Annotated in this window: 15 protein-coding genes; 12 read left to right on the forward strand and 3 right to left on the reverse strand. The window is 57.4% G+C overall.

Features of this window, described 5'->3' with window-relative positions:
- Positions 1 to 128: 128 nt before the first annotated feature.
- The 6 genes from LAP85_21795 (at position 129) to LAP85_21820 (ending at position 8,914) form a co-directional block, all read left to right on the forward strand.
- Complete coding sequence (locus tag LAP85_21795) at positions 129 to 275, forward strand: hypothetical protein (GenBank protein ID MBZ5499040.1); 147 nt, start codon at positions 129 to 131, stop codon at positions 273 to 275.
- A gap of 179 nt (positions 276 to 454) precedes the next feature.
- Positions 455 to 922, forward strand: a complete 468-nt coding sequence (locus LAP85_21800) for a single-stranded DNA-binding protein (protein MBZ5499041.1) — start codon at positions 455 to 457, stop codon at positions 920 to 922.
- Between the two features lie 71 nt (positions 923 to 993).
- Positions 994 to 1,197, forward strand: a complete 204-nt coding sequence (locus tag LAP85_21805) for a DUF2256 domain-containing protein (GenBank protein MBZ5499042.1) — start codon at positions 994 to 996, stop codon at positions 1,195 to 1,197.
- A 401-nt stretch (positions 1,198 to 1,598) separates the two neighbouring features.
- Positions 1,599 to 3,314, forward strand: a complete 1,716-nt coding sequence (locus LAP85_21810) for a DUF2813 domain-containing protein (protein ID MBZ5499043.1) — start codon at positions 1,599 to 1,601, stop codon at positions 3,312 to 3,314.
- A complete protein-coding gene (locus tag LAP85_21815) occupies positions 3,311 to 5,224 on the forward strand; it encodes an ATP-dependent helicase (protein MBZ5499044.1) in 1,914 nt (637 codons plus the stop codon). The genes LAP85_21810 and LAP85_21815 overlap by 4 nt, the downstream gene beginning before the upstream one ends.
- Before the next feature lie 603 nt (positions 5,225 to 5,827).
- The gene (locus LAP85_21820; GenBank protein MBZ5499045.1) at positions 5,828 to 8,914 is read left to right on the forward strand and encodes an N-6 DNA methylase; all 3,087 of its coding nucleotides are present in this window, start codon (positions 5,828 to 5,830) and stop codon (positions 8,912 to 8,914) included.
- Positions 8,915 to 8,980: 66 nt separating this feature from the next.
- Here LAP85_21820 and LAP85_21825 read toward each other — a convergent pair whose 3' ends face one another.
- From LAP85_21825 to LAP85_21835, 3 genes are read right to left on the reverse strand one after another with little or no spacing between them, the layout of a single operon-like run.
- Positions 8,981 to 10,480 carry a putative DNA binding domain-containing protein gene (locus LAP85_21825; GenBank protein MBZ5499046.1) on the reverse strand — a complete coding sequence of 500 codons (1,500 nt, stop codon included), beginning with the start codon at positions 10,478 to 10,480 and terminating at the stop codon, positions 8,981 to 8,983.
- On the reverse strand, positions 10,477 to 11,403 hold the full coding sequence (locus tag LAP85_21830) for a hypothetical protein (GenBank protein MBZ5499047.1): 927 nt from the start codon (positions 11,401 to 11,403) through the stop codon (positions 10,477 to 10,479). The genes LAP85_21825 and LAP85_21830 overlap by 4 nt, the downstream gene beginning before the upstream one ends.
- Before the next feature lie 5 nt (positions 11,404 to 11,408).
- Positions 11,409 to 11,810 (reverse strand): hypothetical protein, encoded by a 402-nt coding sequence (locus LAP85_21835; GenBank protein ID MBZ5499048.1) that lies wholly within the window; start codon positions 11,808 to 11,810, stop codon positions 11,409 to 11,411.
- A 453-nt stretch (positions 11,811 to 12,263) separates the two neighbouring features.
- Here LAP85_21835 and LAP85_21840 point away from each other — a divergent pair, with 453 nt between their 5' ends.
- The 6 genes from LAP85_21840 (at position 12,264) to LAP85_21865 (ending at position 19,400) form a co-directional block, all read left to right on the forward strand.
- Complete coding sequence (locus LAP85_21840; protein MBZ5499049.1) at positions 12,264 to 12,590, forward strand: PadR family transcriptional regulator; 327 nt, start codon at positions 12,264 to 12,266, stop codon at positions 12,588 to 12,590.
- 19 nt (positions 12,591 to 12,609) lie between these two features.
- Positions 12,610 to 15,189, forward strand: a complete 2,580-nt coding sequence (locus tag LAP85_21845; protein ID MBZ5499050.1) for an ABC transporter permease — start codon at positions 12,610 to 12,612, stop codon at positions 15,187 to 15,189.
- 132 nt (positions 15,190 to 15,321) lie between these two features.
- Complete coding sequence (locus tag LAP85_21850; protein MBZ5499051.1) at positions 15,322 to 15,720, forward strand: hypothetical protein; 399 nt, start codon at positions 15,322 to 15,324, stop codon at positions 15,718 to 15,720.
- A gap of 234 nt (positions 15,721 to 15,954) precedes the next feature.
- The gene (locus LAP85_21855) at positions 15,955 to 16,290 is read left to right on the forward strand and encodes a PadR family transcriptional regulator (GenBank protein MBZ5499052.1); all 336 of its coding nucleotides are present in this window, start codon (positions 15,955 to 15,957) and stop codon (positions 16,288 to 16,290) included.
- Between the two features lie 83 nt (positions 16,291 to 16,373).
- Positions 16,374 to 18,959 carry an ABC transporter permease gene (locus tag LAP85_21860; GenBank protein ID MBZ5499053.1) on the forward strand — a complete coding sequence of 862 codons (2,586 nt, stop codon included), beginning with the start codon at positions 16,374 to 16,376 and terminating at the stop codon, positions 18,957 to 18,959.
- A 54-nt stretch (positions 18,960 to 19,013) separates the two neighbouring features.
- Positions 19,014 to 19,400, forward strand: coding sequence for a hypothetical protein (locus tag LAP85_21865; GenBank protein ID MBZ5499054.1), 387 nt, complete (start codon positions 19,014 to 19,016; stop codon positions 19,398 to 19,400).
- The last annotated feature ends 6 nt before the right edge of the window (positions 19,401 to 19,406 follow it).

Genomic DNA, 19,406 nt, shown 5'->3' on the forward strand with positions numbered 1-19,406 from the left:
ATCGCCTTAGCGCGAGGCTCGCAAACCAGCCAACCCCCTCTGGGCAGACACCAAAGGATCTGCAGTGCTGTCCCGGAAAGATTCCATGCGAAAAATCAAGTGGGGGCTTGACAACTTGATTCCACATAATGCTGAAGCAGCTGGACTGTATTCTCTGGGGCATGTGCCAAAGAATCGAGCACAAAGTCGAGGGTGCAGGGCCGCGGGCCGGCGACATCAGCGTGTATGTCAAGCTGCTCCGTCTGATGTTCGAAGAGCTGGAAGCGGCTGTTTAGGCGCCGATTTCGGAAACCTGCAAAAACGCGAACGTCGACGACGGAATCATTTCATATGCGGCTCGATCGTCACCGCCCCACAAACGATCCAGGCGCGAACAAAGCCGATTCCAATTTCGCGTCAAATTTGAGGTTTAGGGCCATTTGGAAACCCGTTACCAACAACAAAAAGCACAATAATGAAATGTGCCATCAACACAGGAGGCGAATCAGTGTCAAGTTTGAACAAGGTAATGTTGATCGGCCGGCTCGGCAAAGATCCGGAGGTCCGGTACACGCAGAACGGCACCCCCGTCGCGACCTTCAGTCTCGCAACAAGCGAGAAATGGAAGGACAACGGCGGCAACCCGCAAGAGAAGACCAACTGGCACAACATCGTGCTCTGGAACAAGCTCGCCGAGGTTGCGAAGCGGTTCCTATCGAAAGGCGCCCTGATCTATCTGGAAGGCAAACTGACGACCCGGAAATGGCAGGACCAGAGCGGCGCCAACCGTTACACGACCGAGGTGGTCTGCAACAAGATGGTGATGCTTGGCGGAAAGCGCAATGGAGAAGCGGAGGAAGGCTCTGCTGAGATATCGGAAGCCGTTGAGCCCGCCGGATCTTCCGAGCCAGCGGGCATTGACGATTCGGACATTCCGTTCTGATACTTGCGAAACGAGTTGACACAGTCCGAGCAATGCATTATATTGCGTTGACAATGGAGGATGTGCCAACTATGGTTCGTCATGTCGAGATGTTGAGACCGCCGCTGGAAAAGGAAGAACTGCCCCGCCGCAAGTGCCCCGTATGCGGCAAGGAGTTCACCCCCAACCGGAAATGGCAGGCCTTCGACACCAAGCCCTGCCAACAGAAGTACTACGCCGCTACGCACCCGAGGGTTTCTGTTGAGCACCTGAAGGGTAGCCCCAAAAAGAAGTAGGACGGCGGGCTTTTATTTCGGGAGCCCGCCGGTTTCTCTTTCCAGGGGCTCGCGCTGGCTGCCAGTGTTGATTTGTAATCCGTAGGTCCGGGATTCAAGTCCCCGCGCTGGCTCCAGTGGTGGAATCAATGGTTGAACTGACACTGAACCAAATCCCGAAAGCCACAGGTAGCAGATAGGTGACAAATGGCGACCGATTGGGTTTGGATTTCCCCCCTTGTTCTCTCATCCGAATCGTTCCGCCTTTTCGCGGCGCTGAGGAATAGGTGCGTCCGTTTCGTCTGGATACGATCTGCGAAACAGTTCTGTTGCTTGTCGATGGTTTTGTATGGCAAGCTTACCTCACCGAGAAGACAGGCCGGATTTGGCTGTAGCCTGGGCAGGACCAAAGAGGCGCTCGCGTGAAGCTCATCCAAATCGACATTGAGAATTTCCGCGGGATTAAGAAGCTACAGGTACCGCTCGATGACCTTACGGTCCTCGTTGGTGAGAACAACAGCGGCAAATCCTCTGTCTTAGACGCACTCAATACATGTCTCAGCCGATCTCTGACCCGAAAGGGTAGCATCTTTGCCGAGTACGACTACCACTTGTGCGACGCTGAAGGCCAGCCTGCCAAAGCGGACCCGATCAGGGTGACTTTATTATTTAGAGAAATCAGAGAGAACGAATGGCCTGATGTGGTGCTCCAGGCGCTTTCCGAAGCGGTGCAGGTTGATGACGATGGAATCAACAGTGTAACACTCCGGATAACGAGTTCTTTTGATGAGGCTACAGGTCAGTTTGCGACACAGTGGGACTTCCTTGACGGTGCTGGCAACCCGCTGACCAAGGCAAAGAATCCTCGTCTAGCGATCCAACTCCAGCAATTGGCACCAGTCTTCTACCTTGCTGCATTGCGTGATGCTGCACAGGAGTTTGGTCCCCGATCTCAGTTCTGGGGTCCGTTCCTTCGCAATCTGAAGATTGATGACGCCGTCCGCAAGCAGCTTGAGGATACCCTTTCTGAGCTCAACCAGAAGGTCCTTGACGCCCACGTTGCGTTCAAGGATGTAAAAGATCGCTTGACGGAAACGACACGCCTTGTCTCTCTTGCTAGCGACGATCCAGTCCACATCGAGGCACTTCCGGGCAGGGCGTTTGACATGCTATCGCGGACTCAGGTGATCCTGAAATCGCGGTCCGGTGCCAGCCTGCCACTACATCGCCATGGCATGGGAACGCAAAGTCTGGCCGTGCTATTCCTTTTTGATGCATTCCTCCGAGTTCGGCTCCAAGTGGACTTTGACGCAAGCGCAGAGCCCATACTTGCCCTTGAGGAGCCAGAAGCGCACTTACACCCATCCGCTATTCGTTCACTTGGTAGCATGTTGCAGCAGTTGAAGGGCCAGAAGATCATCGCTACTCATTCTGGAGACCTGCTCGCAGGGATTCCTTTGAGCTCAGTTCGTCGTTTGGTTCGACGGGATGGTGACATACAGCTGTATCGTTTAAAGGCCGGCACGCTGACGAAGGATGAGCTCAATAAGGTTACGTACCACATCCGTTCACAGCGCGGGAATCTTCTCTTCGCCCGGTGCTGGATTCTTGTGGAGGGGCAGAGTGAGTACTGGCTGCTGCCGGAGTTCGCCCGCCAGCTTGATCACGATTTTGATCTCAACGGTGTGTGCTGCGTCGAATACCGCCAATTTGATCTTGATCCACTCATCCGCCTCGCTGACGACCTCGGTATTGCGTGGCATGCGTTTATGGATAATGACAGCCAGGGGCAGGACGATAAATCAAAGGCCATCGCGCGTTTGAACGGTCGGGTTCAGGGAGAGCACATATCAACTCTGCCCGAGCAAGATGTTGAGCATTGTCTTTGGCAGGCTGGTTATAGTTCAGTTTACGAAAAAGCTGTGTCACGAACTCGCCGTATCAGTATGATTTCAGCCCCCTCGACCGCTGCAGAATATCCGTCACAGGTAATTAGGGCAGCAGAGAAATCGACTTCGAAGCCATACTTGGCCACCGCCATATGTGTTGAATCGGCCAAGCCCGGCTCACCAGGCATTCCACCTGTGATTTCCGGTGCAATCAAAGCTGCGATCGATCTTGCTAAAAGAGCAACATGAACTTAGACCTGTCAGCGTTGAACGACAATCAGCGCCTCGCTGTAGAGTGGGGGGAAGGGCCGCTACTTGTGCTGGCGGGTCCCGGCTCTGGAAAGACGCGCGTTCTGACCTGTCGCATCGCACGTCTTATCGAGACCTCGCCAAACCAGCGCTACAAGATCCTTGGTCTCACCTTCACGAACAAGGCCGCGGCCGAGATGCGCGAACGGATTGAGCAGCTAGTCCCGGATTCATCAGCGCGGACGTTATTGACTACGTTTCACTCGTTCTGCGCGGATTTACTTCGACAACACGGACACCATCTAGGTCTGCGTCCAGATTTCACGATACTCGCACAGCCGGAAGATTGCGAAGCAGTGCTCGAAGAGGCGATCGGACAGGTGGCTGCTTCCGATGATTACAGGGCAGAACGTCTGATGCCGTTGATCGCAAGGTTGCTTGACCTAAATGTCGATGCCGCCCAGGCACGGGAGCGGCTTGAACAGTCTGGCACAGACGACAGTGAGCGACTCGCACACATCTATGAAGTTTATCGACAGAAACTGATTCAAAAGAACCGGTTGGACTTCGGTGCACTCCTCGCCGAGGCGCTGCGATTGCTTGAGACACATGCTGGCGTCCGAAAGCAGGTCCATCGCATATACCCGTTTATCTGCGTGGATGAATTTCAAGACACGAACCTGGCTCAACATCGAGTGCTGAGGCAACTCGTAAATCCCAAAACGCGCAATCTCTTCGTCGTCGCTGACGACGATCAGATCATCTATCAATGGAACGGCGCCAGCCCTGAGAGACTTAAAGAGCTTCGCGAGGAGTTTGAGATGGCCGTGGTTCAACTCCCCGAGAACTATCGATGTCCGGCCGCCGTGATCGAGATAGCAAACAAGCTGATTGCTAACAACCTGGGGCGTTCCACAAATAAAGAATTGCTGGTAGCGCATAAGGCAGAAATCGAAAGTAATCCGATAAGTCTAGAACAATTTGACACCCTGGACGATGAAGCGACCTGGGTGGCAACGAGCATTTCAATCCGACCTGCCGCTGACCGCGCGAAATGCGCCATTCTCGCGCGGACCCGGAAGGTTCTCGATGTATTTATCCATGCACTTGATGAGGCAGGCGTCAGTGGATTCCTCAGCGTGAGGAAGAACGAGTTCCTGACGCCTCCCATGCAATGGCTTCATTCCATGCTTCGCCTTGCCAACGCTCGCCAGGAGGGGGATCAACTCCGACGAGCATGCAAATCGTTTTACACGCTTGAGGGAATCAATCTCGATGTCAGAGATGTTGTCTCCACGGCATCGACTGAGGATGGAGATCTTCTACGAGCATGGCAGCGGGCGGTTCTGAATCGAGGGGAACTCGAACCTAAAACACGAGCGTTTATCCAACGGAGTGTTTCTGAACTCTGCGATCGACTCGATTTTTGGGGCTTCATAACGGCCGCGTTCAATTGGTTCGCCACCCTCGAACCTACTGAAATGGAGGATGTGGAGCAAGATAGAGAGTTCGAGGAAGAAAAGAACGTCTGGCAAGAGCTGGTTAACGAGGTGGTCACGCAGTACGGCAACGAGGCCATCACCTTGCACTTACTTCTGCAAGAACTAGATCTTCGATCTAAGACACCGGCTCCTCCTGCGGGTGCGATTCCGTGCTTCACTATTCATGCCTCGAAGGGAATGGAATTTGGTCACGTGTATCTCGTTGCCATGGTTGAGGACCAACTTCCGAGCTGGGCCGCTGTTAAGAAAGGTCCAAGTAGCTCCGAAATGCAAGAAGAACGTCGAAACTGCTTCGTAGCGGTTACTCGCGCCCAGGAATCCCTCACGCTCACGTTCTCAGAAAAAGTGTTTGGCTGGACAAAGCAGCCATCCAGGTTTCTGGGCGAAATGGGACTTCTCTCGCCTTGATGTAGTAGACATCTTGCCAAGAAACTCATCGGATATGCGACAGGTGAATTTCGGCAAGTCACGCTCCACCGGCTGATTCCTTGTGTGCTGGCGCAAGAGTGCGTAGGCGCCATTAGTTATTTGCAGGGGATTTTTGTTTTGCGATCGCTGGAAAAGAATCTGGATTTTGTGGATATCGCTGCCTGGATCTAGGAGCCCGGCGTCGGCCGCCAAGCCACTCACCGAGTCAGGGAGTCGCAAAACCTTGACTTCCAGATACCTGTCGAATATATACTCACGAATCTGCGAGTCGTCCGGCTGGCACTGACTTGTGCGCCGTGCCCGAGATCAGTGGCAACCAGTGCGGTTTCCGGCTCTGCGGAGGGAGGTGCTGCCATGAAGGCAATATTGACCTCTTTGCCCAAACACTCATGAACAGCGAGATAACCACAGGCCGGGTTGTTGGATCGCCAACCTGATGACCGCCCACCAGAAAGGCCGAAAAGATGTGGGTTCGCGGTAAGGCATGGTTCGAGGGCGCTGGAGGCGGGTCTGGCGCCCTCCTGGTGTTCATCTCCGAACTTTTTCCTGGTAGTTGTTGCTCCCGCATCAAAGGAAGCGCCCGTGCAAACGCTGGAACTCAAGCCAACGCACAAACCTGTACAGAGCTACTACGCGGCTCTGAGACAGTTTGAGGAACTGGGCGTCCGGCATGAGACTGCAGTCCGCTCGGCGTTTCAGAACCTTCTGGCCCATTGCGCCCGGCAACATGATTGGACGCTGGTACCGGAATGGGAAATCCGGCGTCAGCGCAAGCTCCCGCTCCGTGTGGATGGTGCTCTGGTCGATGGCTTCCGCCTGACACATGGCTATTGGGAGGCGAAGGACATCCGCGACGATCTCCAGCGAGAAGTCCGGCGTAAGTTCGAGGTGGGTTATCCGCGTGACAACATTATCTTCCAGACGCCTCATCGTGCGCTCCTTTACCAGAACGATACCCTGGCCATTGATGCTGACCTTACCAAGCCGCAGGCGCTTATCGACACACTTTCCATGCTTTTCAGCTATACGGCGCCTGCCTACGACCAATGGGAGCGCGCGGTCGCCGAGTTTCAAGAGCGCGTGCCGGAGCTGGCCCGCAGCCTGGTTGAAATCATCGAGCGAGAGCGTAAGACAAACCAACGTTTCATCCACGCATTTGCTGATTTCACTGACCTAACTCGGCGCTCGATCAATCCCAACCTGGCTGATGCCGCCGTAGAAGAGATGCTCATTCAGCATCTGCTCACGGAGAGGCTGTTCCGGACCATCTTCAATAATTCCGATTTTTCCCGGCGCAACATCATCGCCTGCGAGATCGAGAAAGTGATCGACGCGCTAACCTCGCAGAGCTTCAGCCGTGCGGATTTCCTCAGGAAGCTTGACCGCTTTTACGTCGCCATCGAACAAGCCGCCGCCACCATTTCTGACTTTTCCCAGAAGCAGCAGTTTCTCAATACAGTCTATGAAAAGTTCTTTCAGGGTTTCTGCGTCAAAGTGGCCGACACGCATGGCATTGTTTACACGCCGCCGTCAATTGTGCGCTTTATGGTCAAGAGCGTGGCGGAAATCCTGGAGAAGGAATTCGGCAAGACGCTCGGCTCGAAGGGCGTGCACATTCTCGATCCGTTCGTCGGCACGGGAAATTTCATCGTGCACCTCATGCGTGAAATCCCACGCAGCGCCCTGCCGCACAAATTCGCGCACGAGTTGCATGCCAACGAAATAATGCTGTTGCCGTACTACATTGCCAGCATGAACATCGAGCATGAGTACTACGAGGCGACCGGGAAATACGAGGCGTTTGAAGGCATGTGCCTTGTGGATACGTTCGAAACAGCGGAGGGAAAACAGTTCAAGCTGTTCACAGAAGCCAACACTCAGCGCGTGAAGCGGCAAAAGGAGTCCCCAATCTTCGTTGTGATAGGCAATCCGCCTTACAACGCGTGGCAGGCCGACGAAAATGACAGGAACAAGAACCGGAAATACCCGGTGATTGATAAACGGGTTGCGGACACTTACGGCGCAGACTCAACGGCGACACTTCAGAACAGTCTTCGCGACCCTTATATTAAGGCTCTTCGCTGGGCATCGGACCGCATCGGCGACGAAGGCGTCGTAGCGTTCGTCACAAATAGCGGATTTCTCGACGGCATCGCTGCAGACGGAATGCGGAAGAATCTAGTGGACGATTTCGATGTGCTCTACATCCTTGATTTGGGTGGAAACGTGCGGAAAAACCCGAAGCTTTCCGGCACGACTCACAACGTCTTTGGCATTCAAGTTGGCGTCAGCATCAACTTCTTGGTGCGGAAGCGGGTTGACAAAGGGAAGAAGACCAGCAAGCCGCTGATCAGCTACGCCTCGACACAGACGGACTGGCGCAAGGAGCAGAAATGGCGGTTCCTCGATGAGAAGGAATCGCTCGTCGGAGTCTCATGGCGACATCTCGAACCGGATGATAAGCACACATGGCTAACCGAAGGTTTGAGGGCAGAGTTTGATGCTTTTGTTCCACTTGGTAGCAAAGCGGCGAAGGCCAGCAGAAACCCAGAATCCATCTTTGGCACATTCAGTAATGGCGTGAAATCGAACAGTGATGCCTATGTTTATGACTTCAACCGCGACGAACTGACAGCGCGCGCTAAGCGGATGGTAGAGGCTTACAGCGCCGAGCTTGATCGCTGGCGTCGTGCCGGAACACCGAAGAACGTCGAGGATTTCCTGCGCGTGAACGAGCGCGAGTTGAAATGGATTCGGCGCACGAAGAAGGAGCTGGCCCGAGGCAAAGAGGTCGCCTTCGATCCCGGGAAAATTCGAGAGGCGCAGTATCGCCCGTTCGCGCGACTTGCCTACTATTTTGGGGACGCATTTAACGAGGATACTTACCAGATCCTGAGCTTCTTTCCCGACTTAAATGCCGAGGAGGAAAACAGGGTCATCTGGCTTAAAGTCGGGATGGAAGTCCCGATGTTCGCGTTGGCTACAAATCGAATCCCTGATCTGCTATCGCAGGGCGGCTCTCAATGCTTCCCCTTCTACACCTATGCCGAAGACGGGAGCGAGCGGCGGGAAAATATCACGGATTGGACTTTGCGGGAAGTCCAGTCGCGTTACGGCGACAAGAAAATCAGTAGGTGGGACATTTTCTATTTCGTCTATGCGGTACTGCATCACCCCCATTATCGCGAGCGTTACGCCGCCAACCTCCGCCGTGAGCTGCCTCGCATTCCTTACGCTCCCGACTTCCGCGGCTTTGCTACGGCGGGAAAGCAACTGGCGGAGCTACATGTCAAATACGAGCAGCAGGAGGAATATTGGTGGCATCGCATCGAAAATCCCAAGGTGCCGCTATCCTACCGCGTGGAAAAGATGAAACTCACCAAGGACAAGCGATCGATCATTTACAACGAATTCCTCACGATTGACGGTATCCCTCCTGAGGTTTTTGAATATCGCCTCGGCAATCGATCGGCCCTGGAATGGGTGATTGATCAGTACCAGGTAAGCACCGACAAGCGCAGCGGCATCACGAACGATCCGAACCGCCTTGATGATCCGGAGTACATCATCCGCCTCATCGGCCAGGTCATTACTGTGAGCCTCGAAACGGTGAAAATCGTAAGGGGATTGCCTCCACTTGAGGCAAGGCAAAATGGGAAGGGCGCATGACTCCCGCGCTAGTTACAATCAGGGGGATTATTCAGGACAGTGCAGCTGAACGCAGTTCTTAATTGCCTACCCCCGGAATTTCCCACCAGCCGCTTCGGCGATTAGACTGCGCCCCGTATCGGTCAATCGATATTTCTGAAGGCGGCTCTTGGGCTTTTCGGGGATCGTCATCTCAATCATGCCCAGTTCCAGAAGCCGCCTTACTTGTTTATGCAGCTCCCCGGAAACGGTCTTGTGACCCAGCCTGGAAGCGAGGCTTGCCTTGCCCTGATCCGCGTCCGCCAATAGGGAAAGGACTCTTGCCGCTAGCGCCGACTCTAGCCGTGACTCTAGCCGTGACTCTAGCCGTGATTCAGACCTCGACGTGGTTTGTTCTGCAGATTCTCCCGAAATTGGCGACGTACCTGCGATCGCTGTGCGCAAGACCGTGGCTTTGAACAGGCATCCCTCCCGGTCATCGGCCAACTCGATTTTAGGCCACGCCTCCAACGCTCGCTGGATACCTGAAGCGAGTCCGCGATAGGGCAGAATCCCCTTGGCAACATGGGAAACCAGGATTGGATTGCGGATATTGGAATTGCCGGCCCGGATCTTGTCCACCGTCAGGTTGTCGGGCAGATGACCAGGACTGATGATCTCGATGCGGTTGTCGAAGATAAAGAGGCGGATCGGCGCGCTGACCAGGTAGTCCCGATGCACCAGGGCATTGACCAGCAGTTCCTCAAAAACCACCGGCGGGATTTCCGGAACGCCGGGAGCGTTCACTCCCCGTCCCGCCTGCACCTTGTGCAGGTTGCGCAGCACGAACGCCATGGCGCCGTCAAACAGCTCACGAATCGGTCCCGCGAAATCCTCAGAGTCAAGAAACTCGGTCGCGTGAATGCTGTTTCCCGGGAACCGGATGGCCTTGAAGGTAAACTGCGGCATAAAGCGATCCGGTTGTTCGGCAAACAGCAGGAGCCCGGCGAGGTTCAGGAACCCCATGTCAGTCGCCAGATTCAGGTTCTGCAGCAGCCGTGTGACGTCGGCCGGCGAATCCGGGTACTCCTGCTTGTATGCATTCCGCAGGTAGTCACGTAGGCGCAGCTTGTCGAGTGCCTCTATGCCAGCCTTGGTGGGGAGTTCGTCGGCGTGAAACTGGCCGCTCATTTGAAATAAGCGCCGCAGCTCTTCCTTGGATTGGATGCGGCGGCGATCGCTCCCGGTCTTTACCCACATGACGCCATGACGGTCAAAATATGGCTTGTCGAGACCTTCGGGAACCGTGAGAACAATGACCACCCGCTTGCCGGCAACCGGTATGTTTTCTGTTGTCGGAGAAATGGGACTGCGCATGTGCTGCGTCGCGGCGTTGGCGATGAGCTGATTGATCCGCCGCACATCCGCGGAGTTCAATCCATGTGCGGCGCCGTCATCAGCGATGCCGATCAGGATCACTCCACCGCTGCTGTTTGAGAATGCCACAAGGTCGGCTGCCAGAGAGTCTGCATTCGTGACATCGGCCTTGAACTGGTGGCGAGAATCTTCACCAAGGGCAACCATTGCAAGAAGGTCATCGCGCGTCATCGGGCGCCTCCACGTCCTTGCTCGCAGGCGAACGTCGATTTGCCCAGCCGCTGGGCTTTGATCTCTACCTTCCTGGGGTCGATCAAGTTCACCTCGCACTCACCGGCGAAAAATAAAGTGATCCTGACGTTGTTGATCGGCGTCGCGCACCTCACGTAATTCGGGCCAAACTTCCATTCGGCAGTCCTTTGCAGAAGCGTGAAGGATTGCCCTGGTACCGATCGAAGCCATCGCGCGAGCGGCCCTTGCTCCCGCTCGAAACCGATCTCTCTGGCGACGTCTGTCCAGCACAGCTCGCATCGGAGAAAGCCAGTTTCGCAGCGGCAAACTGACGCATGGGCGACTTGAAAAGATACCTCCGCATCAGAGAACGCCTTTTGGTGCACGTCGAAATAGCGCTGAAGGATTCTGTTCTGGTTCGGCGAAAGATGCTCCAAAGTTTGCCAGCAGAACGTTCGTTTTGTGCCGACGCCTCGATACAGCACCAGCACTCCGTCCTTGATGAGAGGCTGCTCGTTCACATCGAAATCGAGGTGGCTGCCGTGCTGGAGGAGGAGATACATGTCGCGATTGTCCCAACCGGTTCGATACCTGTAGCTGCCAATCGGCGCGGTGAATCCGCCGTCGCATCGTCCGCCCATCAGGACATGGATGGGCTCGACCTTTCCAGCCCGCGCCTTGGCCCAGAAGTCCACGAACGGCTCGATGCCCCAACCGGAATATCGCTGGCTCAGACATGATCGCTTCCCGAAATAATAGTACCTCTTGTCCCGATAAACGCCGGGCATGAGCCAGCTGTACTGGAAAAAATAGTCCGAATCCGGCGGATTCTCTGGCGAATAGGCCAATGGACCCTCTGCGGCCAACCATGGCACGATGGCTCCGTCGGATCTCATGATTGATGTCGAGTATCGCTTTGCCATGCCGGTTAGTCCGCGCTCCTTGGTCTCCGTGCCCGGGCTCGTCGGACCGCGGCCTGGAACGATGCGATTCTTTCCTCGTCCCCTCCCAGGGTAACGATTGGGCGACTCGACTGCCGGCGTAAGGCTTCGTCAATGGCCCCTTTCAGAACATCTGACTTGTAGCTGTCCGGCATTGCTCCGATGCCCTTGGCGCGGACCCGCCAGCGAAGTTCCTTCGCCGGGAGGATCCCCACGATGTAATTGTCGAACCTGCCCCATACCGTGAGGCGCTCAGCTTTATCATTGAGCCAGAGCTGCTTCCTAACACGCACTTCGGCCATCTCATCGGGGATATCCAGCACCAGGACCTGTCCCCGCCATCCAACCGCATAGAGCGCGGCAGTGTGGGGGCAATCCGTGAAATTCACTCCCTCCAGCCCGTCAGGCCTTTGATCAGGTCGGTATGGTTCTTTCAGACCTCGATACAGACGCATCCAACACATCTCCGTTAAGCTCGACCGGCGAGGCCAGGCAGATGTAAGGCTGATCTATAAAGCTTTTTGTCACCGGGTACAACCGAGAAATCAGCGCCAGACCCTATTGCACCTTCGGCACCAGGCCCCGCGGCAGGCGCACGATGACAACGTCGCACCTTGCCCCACGCTTGGAAGGCCATCCCTGAGCTGCGAGAACAAGGTGACGCGCGTTGGGATACTCGGCCGTGCCTGGAGGTTGCATCCCAGCCGCGTCCACTGAACGCCCCAGGCTCCCTCCAGTCCAGATTTGAATCACTTCGCCAAGTACGAGGTACGCTCAGAAACTACTTGACAGGGTGCACTCGTTGGCAATAGATTCCTCCTGTCGCCACACGAGAGGAGCAAATGCCGAAAACCGAGTACTTACAAGGCGCACTCGACCTGCTGATCCTCCAAACCCTCGCACTCGGACCCAATCACGGTTGGGGTATCCAGCAGCGAATTCGACAAGTCTCGCGCGAGGCGCTCACCGTCAGCCAGGGATCGCTCTACCCCGCCCTCCACCGGCTCGAGGCCGCAGGGCTTCTGGCGTCGGAGATGGCGACATCGGAGAACAACCGCAAGGCGCGGATCTACACGCTCACGCCGGCTGGCCGGAAGCGGCTGTCGGCCGAGACCGAAGACTGGCGCGAGTTCGCGCTCGCGATTCGCAGGCTGTTGCAGACCAGCTGAGGAGGACATGATGGCGCTAATGACATGGTTGCGTGGGCTGTTCCAGCGCCCGAGGGTCGAGAGGGAGATCGACGATGAGCTGGCATTTCATGTGGAAATGGAGACGCAGGCGAACATCGCTCGCGGGATGGTGCCAGCGGATGCGCGTCGGGTGGCACTTGGCGCTTTTGGCGGAGTCGCTCAGGCGAAGGAGTTGGTTCGCGAGGTCCGGGCGCTACGGATCGAATCGCTCTGCCAGGACGTGCGTCACGCCGTGCGCACGCTCGCGGCGCACCGGAGCTTCACGCTCGCGGCGGTCGGCATGCTGGCACTTGGGATAGGCATCACCACGGCGATGTTTACTATTGTGGATTCCCTAGTTCTCCGCCCGGTCCCATTTCGTGATCCCGGGCAGCTCGCGCATCTCTGGATGGGCAGCGACCACGGAGGAGTCACCCTCGTCTCCCCAGCAGTCGTGCGCGCGTGGCGCAGCAGCCCGGCGTTTGTGGCGGTGGAATCGGCGGTCTCGGACACGGGGTTGCTCGAGGCGGACAACGACGTTGTCACACGTGGTGTCGCGACGGTTACACCGGGCGTGTTCAAGATGCTCGGCGGCGTGACGCCCTTGCGCGGCCGCTTGTTCGACCCTACTGAGGGAAGCCCAGGTCAGTCCGACCGAGTGCTCGTTTCGGAGACCGCGTGGCGGTCGCTCTTTGGCTCCGACGAGGCACTTGTCGGCCGTCCGATCAGGCTCGATGGCGAGAGATTGACGGTCATCGGGATCCTGCCCGCTAACTTCAGGTTCCCATCAGCAAGCACGGTGCTCTGGCGCCCGACCGACCTGGGCAGCGGCCGCGGAGAACCTCGTCGTGCGAGCAGATGGAACAAAACAGCGAAGGCTTACGTCCGCTTCGCGCCCGGCGTTCCGCGCGAGGACGCGCTACGGCTCGCCACCGAAGCAGCGCGTGCCGCCGATTCGAGCACCGCCGGCCTGCGTCCATGGGTGTATCAGCTAGTGGATCATCTTGACAAATACTCGAATCGCGCGATCCCGCTGCTTGCCGGCGGAGTTGTGCTGGTCTTCCTCGTTCTGTGCGCGAACGCGTGCAGTCTGCTGCTCGCGCGGCTGACCGCCCGCCGACGTGAGTTCAGCCTGCGCGCGGCACTCGGCGCCTCACGCGCGCGCTTGATGCGACAGGCGCTCGTTGAGAGCGGTGTGCTGGGTGTGCTCGGCATGGCCGTCGGTGCAGTGATCGCCTGGGCGCTCGTTTCGGTCGCGCAGGCGCTCTTGCCTGCGGCGCTGCTGCAGCTTACGCTGAATCCGCCGAGCCTGGACGAACGCGCGCTTGGTGCAACATGCATCGCAGGATTTGTTGCAACCCTCGCTGCCGGTCTCTTGCCGGCGTGGCTCGGCACGAAGGCAGATGCGGGCGACTCGTTGCGCGTCGTGGACCGCAGTGGAACGGAGGCTCGCGGCGCGCGAGCCCTGACGCGAGGCCTGCTCGTCGGTGAAGTCGCGCTGGCGTGCACCTTGCTTGTGGGCGCCACGCTGCTGACGCGCTCGTTCGTAAACCTCGCTACAGCAGATCGCGGCTTCGACACGTCGGGTGTCACAACGCTCTGGCTGAACCTTGGAGAGACTGCCGACGGCCGCGAGGCGCTTGCGCAGACGCTCAAGGAGGAGTTCCTGCACATGCCCGGCGTGCAACAGGCAGCCTGGTCCTATGGCATTCCGCCCGAAGGTGGCATTATTTCTTCGGGTGACTGGATCTCCGACCGGCCCGGCGCTGCTCCCGTCAACATGACGGTTGCGCGCTATATCGTCAGCCCTGAGTTCTTCTCGCTGTATGGGATTCCGATCATCAGAGGACGTACGTTCATCACCAGCGATGCACCCACCAACGTGATTGTCTCGGAGCGGCTGGGGCAGGCCTTGTGGCCGGGCGCCGATCCTCTCGGCCATACGTTACGCATCGAAAAGGTGGCGTTGCAGGTCGTTGGGATCGCCAAAGAGATTAACTACCCGACGCTCGATTCCCGCGACGACGGCCCCGAGCTGTACCAGCCCTACAAGAAAATCGGCAACACCGCGATGGTCAGCCTGCGTTGTGGACCCAGCTGCCCTCAGGCGGCCACTATTCGTCGCCGCCTCGCGTCGACGCACCCCACAGTCAAGGTGCAGGATGCCGGCCCCCTCGAGCGCGCCTACTCAGCGCAGCTTGTCCGACCACGCGCGGCCGCGGCTCTGGCGGTGACGTTCGCCGCGGTCGCGGTTCTCGCGGCCGCGGGCGGCCTGTTCAGCGTCTTGTCCTATGCCGTCAGCCGGAGGCGTCGCGAGTTCGGCATCCGTGCGGCGCTCGGCGCGTCGCCCAACCAGATCCGGCGCGTGGTGCTGCGCGACGGCCTTCTGGTCGCGACGACCGGCTTGGCGATCGGATCACTGTTGGCCGCTGCGCTGGCGCGTGGGCTCGCGTCTCTGCAATATGGCGTCACCCCGTACGATCCCTTGAGCTGGGCGATCGTGCTCGGGCTTATTGCCCTCACGGTTCTGGGTGCATGCTGGCGCCCCGCTCGAGCCGCTGCTCGGCTAGATCCGCAATTGCTGCTGCGAGAGGAATGAGGCGGGAGACCGCCCGTGGCACTCTTGCGGGAATGGCTGGTAGTAACGCTGTTGTCGTCGAACGCGCCGGTCGTCCCATCAACCGGCTCACCCGTGACGTGAACATCAGCGCCACGCTTCTTCGGAGGTCGCATGTCAGTTGTCCTTTCATCCGTCCTGTTGTGCCTGACCATGTCCGTTTCATCTCCGCAGACCGCATCCAAGCCGGACCCCCGCGAGAAGGTCGAAACGGCGATCGGTGCGGCTATTCACCTCCTTGAATTGAAGGACTACAAGACATTCTTGCTGCAGTTCGTCCCGCCCGATCAGGTCAAGGCGCGTGGTGGATCACCCGAGGCATTGGACGCATGGATTGAGTATTTCTCTGCCCAGGCAGACAGTATCCTTGCGGCACTTAAGGACGCCAGGACGCAGACTCCAACCTACGATGCCGCGAAGATCACGGCCACTTTCCCGTTGAAGGGAGAGGCTGGCCCGAAGTCGCTGAAGATGGCGAAAATCGGTCAATTCTGGTATATCGGGAACAAGTAGCGGGTAGTACTCGCAGCGGTCGAATCCTCAAGCGCCGTCTGCGCCGGCATGTGGGATTCCTGGCTTGCCCTCTAACTTGGGGGTCGTCGGAATGAGCGACATGCCTTCGGTTACCGGGGACATAATAGGACCTTTACCTGAAAGCAAGTAGAATCCCGCTTCAGTTGATTTCCGTTGACACGATCGCGCGGCAGGGCGTACATTCCTCTCGACACCCGAGAGAGGATACCTTTCATGGCTAAATCCAAAATGGACCTGCTTCAGGGGACGCTCGATCTGCTGATCCTGAAGACCCTCGAGCTTGAGCCGATGCACGGCTGGGGAATCACCCAGCGCATCGAACAGCAATCGCACGGCGAGTTTCGCATCGGGCCCGGATCCCTTTATCCGTCCCTGCATCGGCTGGAAGTGCAGGGCTGGATTTCCTCCGAAATGGGCACATCCGAAAACAACCGGCGCGCCCGCTTCTACAGATTGACGGCCGCCGGCCGGCGACAGCTTCGAACCGAATCCGAGAACTGGGGACGCATGTCCCTGGCAATGGCGCGAATCCTTCAGCCGTCGGACTGAAAACACCCAACGGGGGCCGGATGCTTCGGAAAATATGGCTTTTCTTCCAGACTCGCCTTCAGCGTCGCAGTGTTGAGCACGAAATGGATGATGAACTGCGCTTCCACCTCGAGATGCAAATTGAAAGGAACGTCGATCGTGGAATGAGTCCCGGGGAAGCGCGCCATGAGGCTATGGTTCATTTCGGAGGGATCCAGCAGGTCAAAGAAGAATGCCGCGATGCTCGCATGGTCCGATGGCTCGATGAGATAAGGCAGGATCTGCGGTATGCCTGCCGATCGCTCCACCGCAAGCCGGGCTTTACGATCACAGTAGCGCTGACATTGTCCCTTGGCATCGGGGCCAACACGGCCATTTTCAGTACAGTCAACTCCATCTTGCTGCGCCCGCTCCCCTATCGGGATGCCGGGCGTTTGGTGACGCTGTTGCAGCAGACGGAGCGCTTTCGTGAGCCAATCTCATTTACGTCTCCGGCCGACATTGACGACCTTATGAGCCGCAGCGCCGTTTTTGAGGACGCAGCCACGGTATATCGTACGAGTTATCGTGTCATCCAGCGGGAGAGCCCCGAAAATGTGGAGGGGGCGGACGTATCGCCGAACCTCTTTGCACTTCTTGGCATCACGCCCGCACGAGGTCGTCTTTTCCTGCCGGAAGACGACGAGCCCCGGAGTGATCCTGTGGCGGTTTTGAGCCACAGCTACTGGCTCAACGAGATGGGAGGAGATCCGGAGATAATCGGCAGGAAACTGAACCTCGACGGCAAATCGCGCACCGTAATCGGCGTCTTGCCTGCAGACTTCAGAGGGATGTTCGCCCCGAATGACTGGAAGACCATGATCTGGACTCCGGACGGCCTGCGCATAGCCAAGCCGTCTGGCCGCAATATGCGGCAACACGTAGCCGTTGCTCACCTCAGACCAGGAGTGAGTTTCAGGCAGGCGCAAACGGAAATTGATGCGATCTCCGGGCAGTTGGCGAGCGAATATCCCGAGACCAACGCCCATTTGAGCTTTGCCGTTCAATCCCTGCACGAAAGGATATACGGCGACACGCGCGCACCATTGCTGATTCTAATGGCGGCTGTCGGTTTGGTGCTGCTGATCGCCAGTGCCAATGTCGCCAACCTTCTCCTGGCTCGTAGTCTGGAGCGTGAAAAGGAGATTGCGATTCGGGCCTCGCTTGGCGCCGGACGCTGGCGCGTGATGAGGCAATTGCTGACGGAAAGCATTGTTCTTTCGATCTCAGGCGGAGCAATTGGCGCTCTCCTGGCGATTTGGGCTGTGAGTGTCATGCGTCCGGTGATTACCGGCGTGCTCCTCGCGAATGAGATTCACGTGGACCTTCACGCCCTTGGATTTACGCTGGCGTTATCCTGCCTGACCGGCATTTCATTCGGCTTGCTGCCGGCCTGGCAGGCGGCCCGGCTCAATCTGACCGGTACACTCAAGGACATTGGCAGGCGTACCCACGCTGGGCGCAAAAGCCGATGGTTGCGACAGGGGCTCGTGGCGTCACAAATTGCGCTCTCGATTGTGTTGCTCCTGGGCGCCGGCCTGCTTCTGAACAGCCTGATTCGACTTTTGCGTGTGGATCCCGGCTTCAAGACTGACAACCTGCTGTGCATGTTTGTTCGTTTGCCGCGCTCAAATTCGGGAGCATCGAGCGCCGCAGGGGATACGCTCAGTCAAGTCTTGGAACGGGTAAGGAGCATACCTGGAGTTCAGGAAGTCGCGCTGACGTCTTCACTGCCATTGGGCGATTCCCCCACGGTCACGAGCATCAGCACCGAAGACCGCCCGTCTTCTCTACCAGGGGGAGGCCTCAAGGCCAGTGCTGCGATTGTCAGCCCGCAATATGTTCGTTTGCTGGGATTGAGTTTGCGGAGCGGGCGATTCCTGTCGGAACACGACACTCAAGACGCCCCACAGGCCGTGGTCATCAATGAGAGGCTGGCAAAGACACTTTGGCCCAACGAGGGAGTGCTCGGCCGCAGAATCGTTCTGGGGCAAGGGGAAAGGAAAAATACTGTCGAGGTGGTAGGCGTAGTCAGCGATGCGCGGCATGACCTCACGCTCAAACCCATGCCGCAGTTCTATCAGTCCTATCTGCAGTCACAGGTCGGAGGCATATACCTCGTTGCGCGTGCAAATCCCTCGGTGCCAAACCTCGCCAAGACATTACGTGAGACCGTTCAAACCTATGACCGCCGCCTCGTCGTTGGAACGGTGCGCACGATGGAGCAGGCTACCGACAGGTATTTTGTGCGCCCACGTTTCTATGCATCGCTCTTCGGCATCCTGGCGGCGGTTGCGCTACTGATAGCGCTGGTGGGCACCTACGGCGTCATGTCGTACACCGTAGCGCAGCGCACCCACGAGATCGGCGTTCGGATGGCATTGGGCGCGCAAGTCAGCGACATCCTCCGGCTGGTTATTGGACGCGGCATGCTGACCACATCGATCGGCCTTGCCATTGGATTGGGCGCTGGCCTGGCCTTGACTCGCTTGCTGAAACAATTGGTCGCCCTCTATGGCGTAACCGCGTCTGATCCGGCGACCTTTGCCGGAATCGCTGGATTATTTGTCGTGATGGCCCTCCCGGCATGTTACCTGCCGGCGCGGCGAGCCATAAAGATTGAGCCTGTGATCGCGGTCAAATATGAGTAATCCGTTGGGCGAAACTCCGCCCGGCCGGATTCCGATCTTTCTTGGGAGAAGATCATGCTCAAAAAGAGGATAGTTCTGATTTGGCTTGTTGCGGCGACCGTCATTCCCTATGCCCTGCCTCAGACCAAAAACGGGACCGGGAATGCCAATATCAGCGGCGTTTGGGAATTAACCTGGACTTCGAACAACCGGACTGGGGACCTTGCCTTCGTGCAGGACAAGCAAGCCCTGAAAGTCACATTGAAACCACCCGACGAAGTAGCGATTACCGGCACAGGAACCATCAAGGCCAACGTGGTCGAATGGTCGATGACCGCCAGCGGCCCGCGTGGCAATCTCAAGCTGGCATTCAAGGGCAAGGTAGAAGGCGAGACAATGTCCGGAGAAGCCCAGATGGGCGACACAGGAACCTACGCATGGACGGCGAAGAAGAAGAAATGATCCTCA

It is taken from the genome of Terriglobia bacterium (assembly GCA_020072565.1).
Taxonomy (GTDB): domain Bacteria; phylum Acidobacteriota; class UBA6911; order UBA6911; family UBA6911; genus JAFNAG01.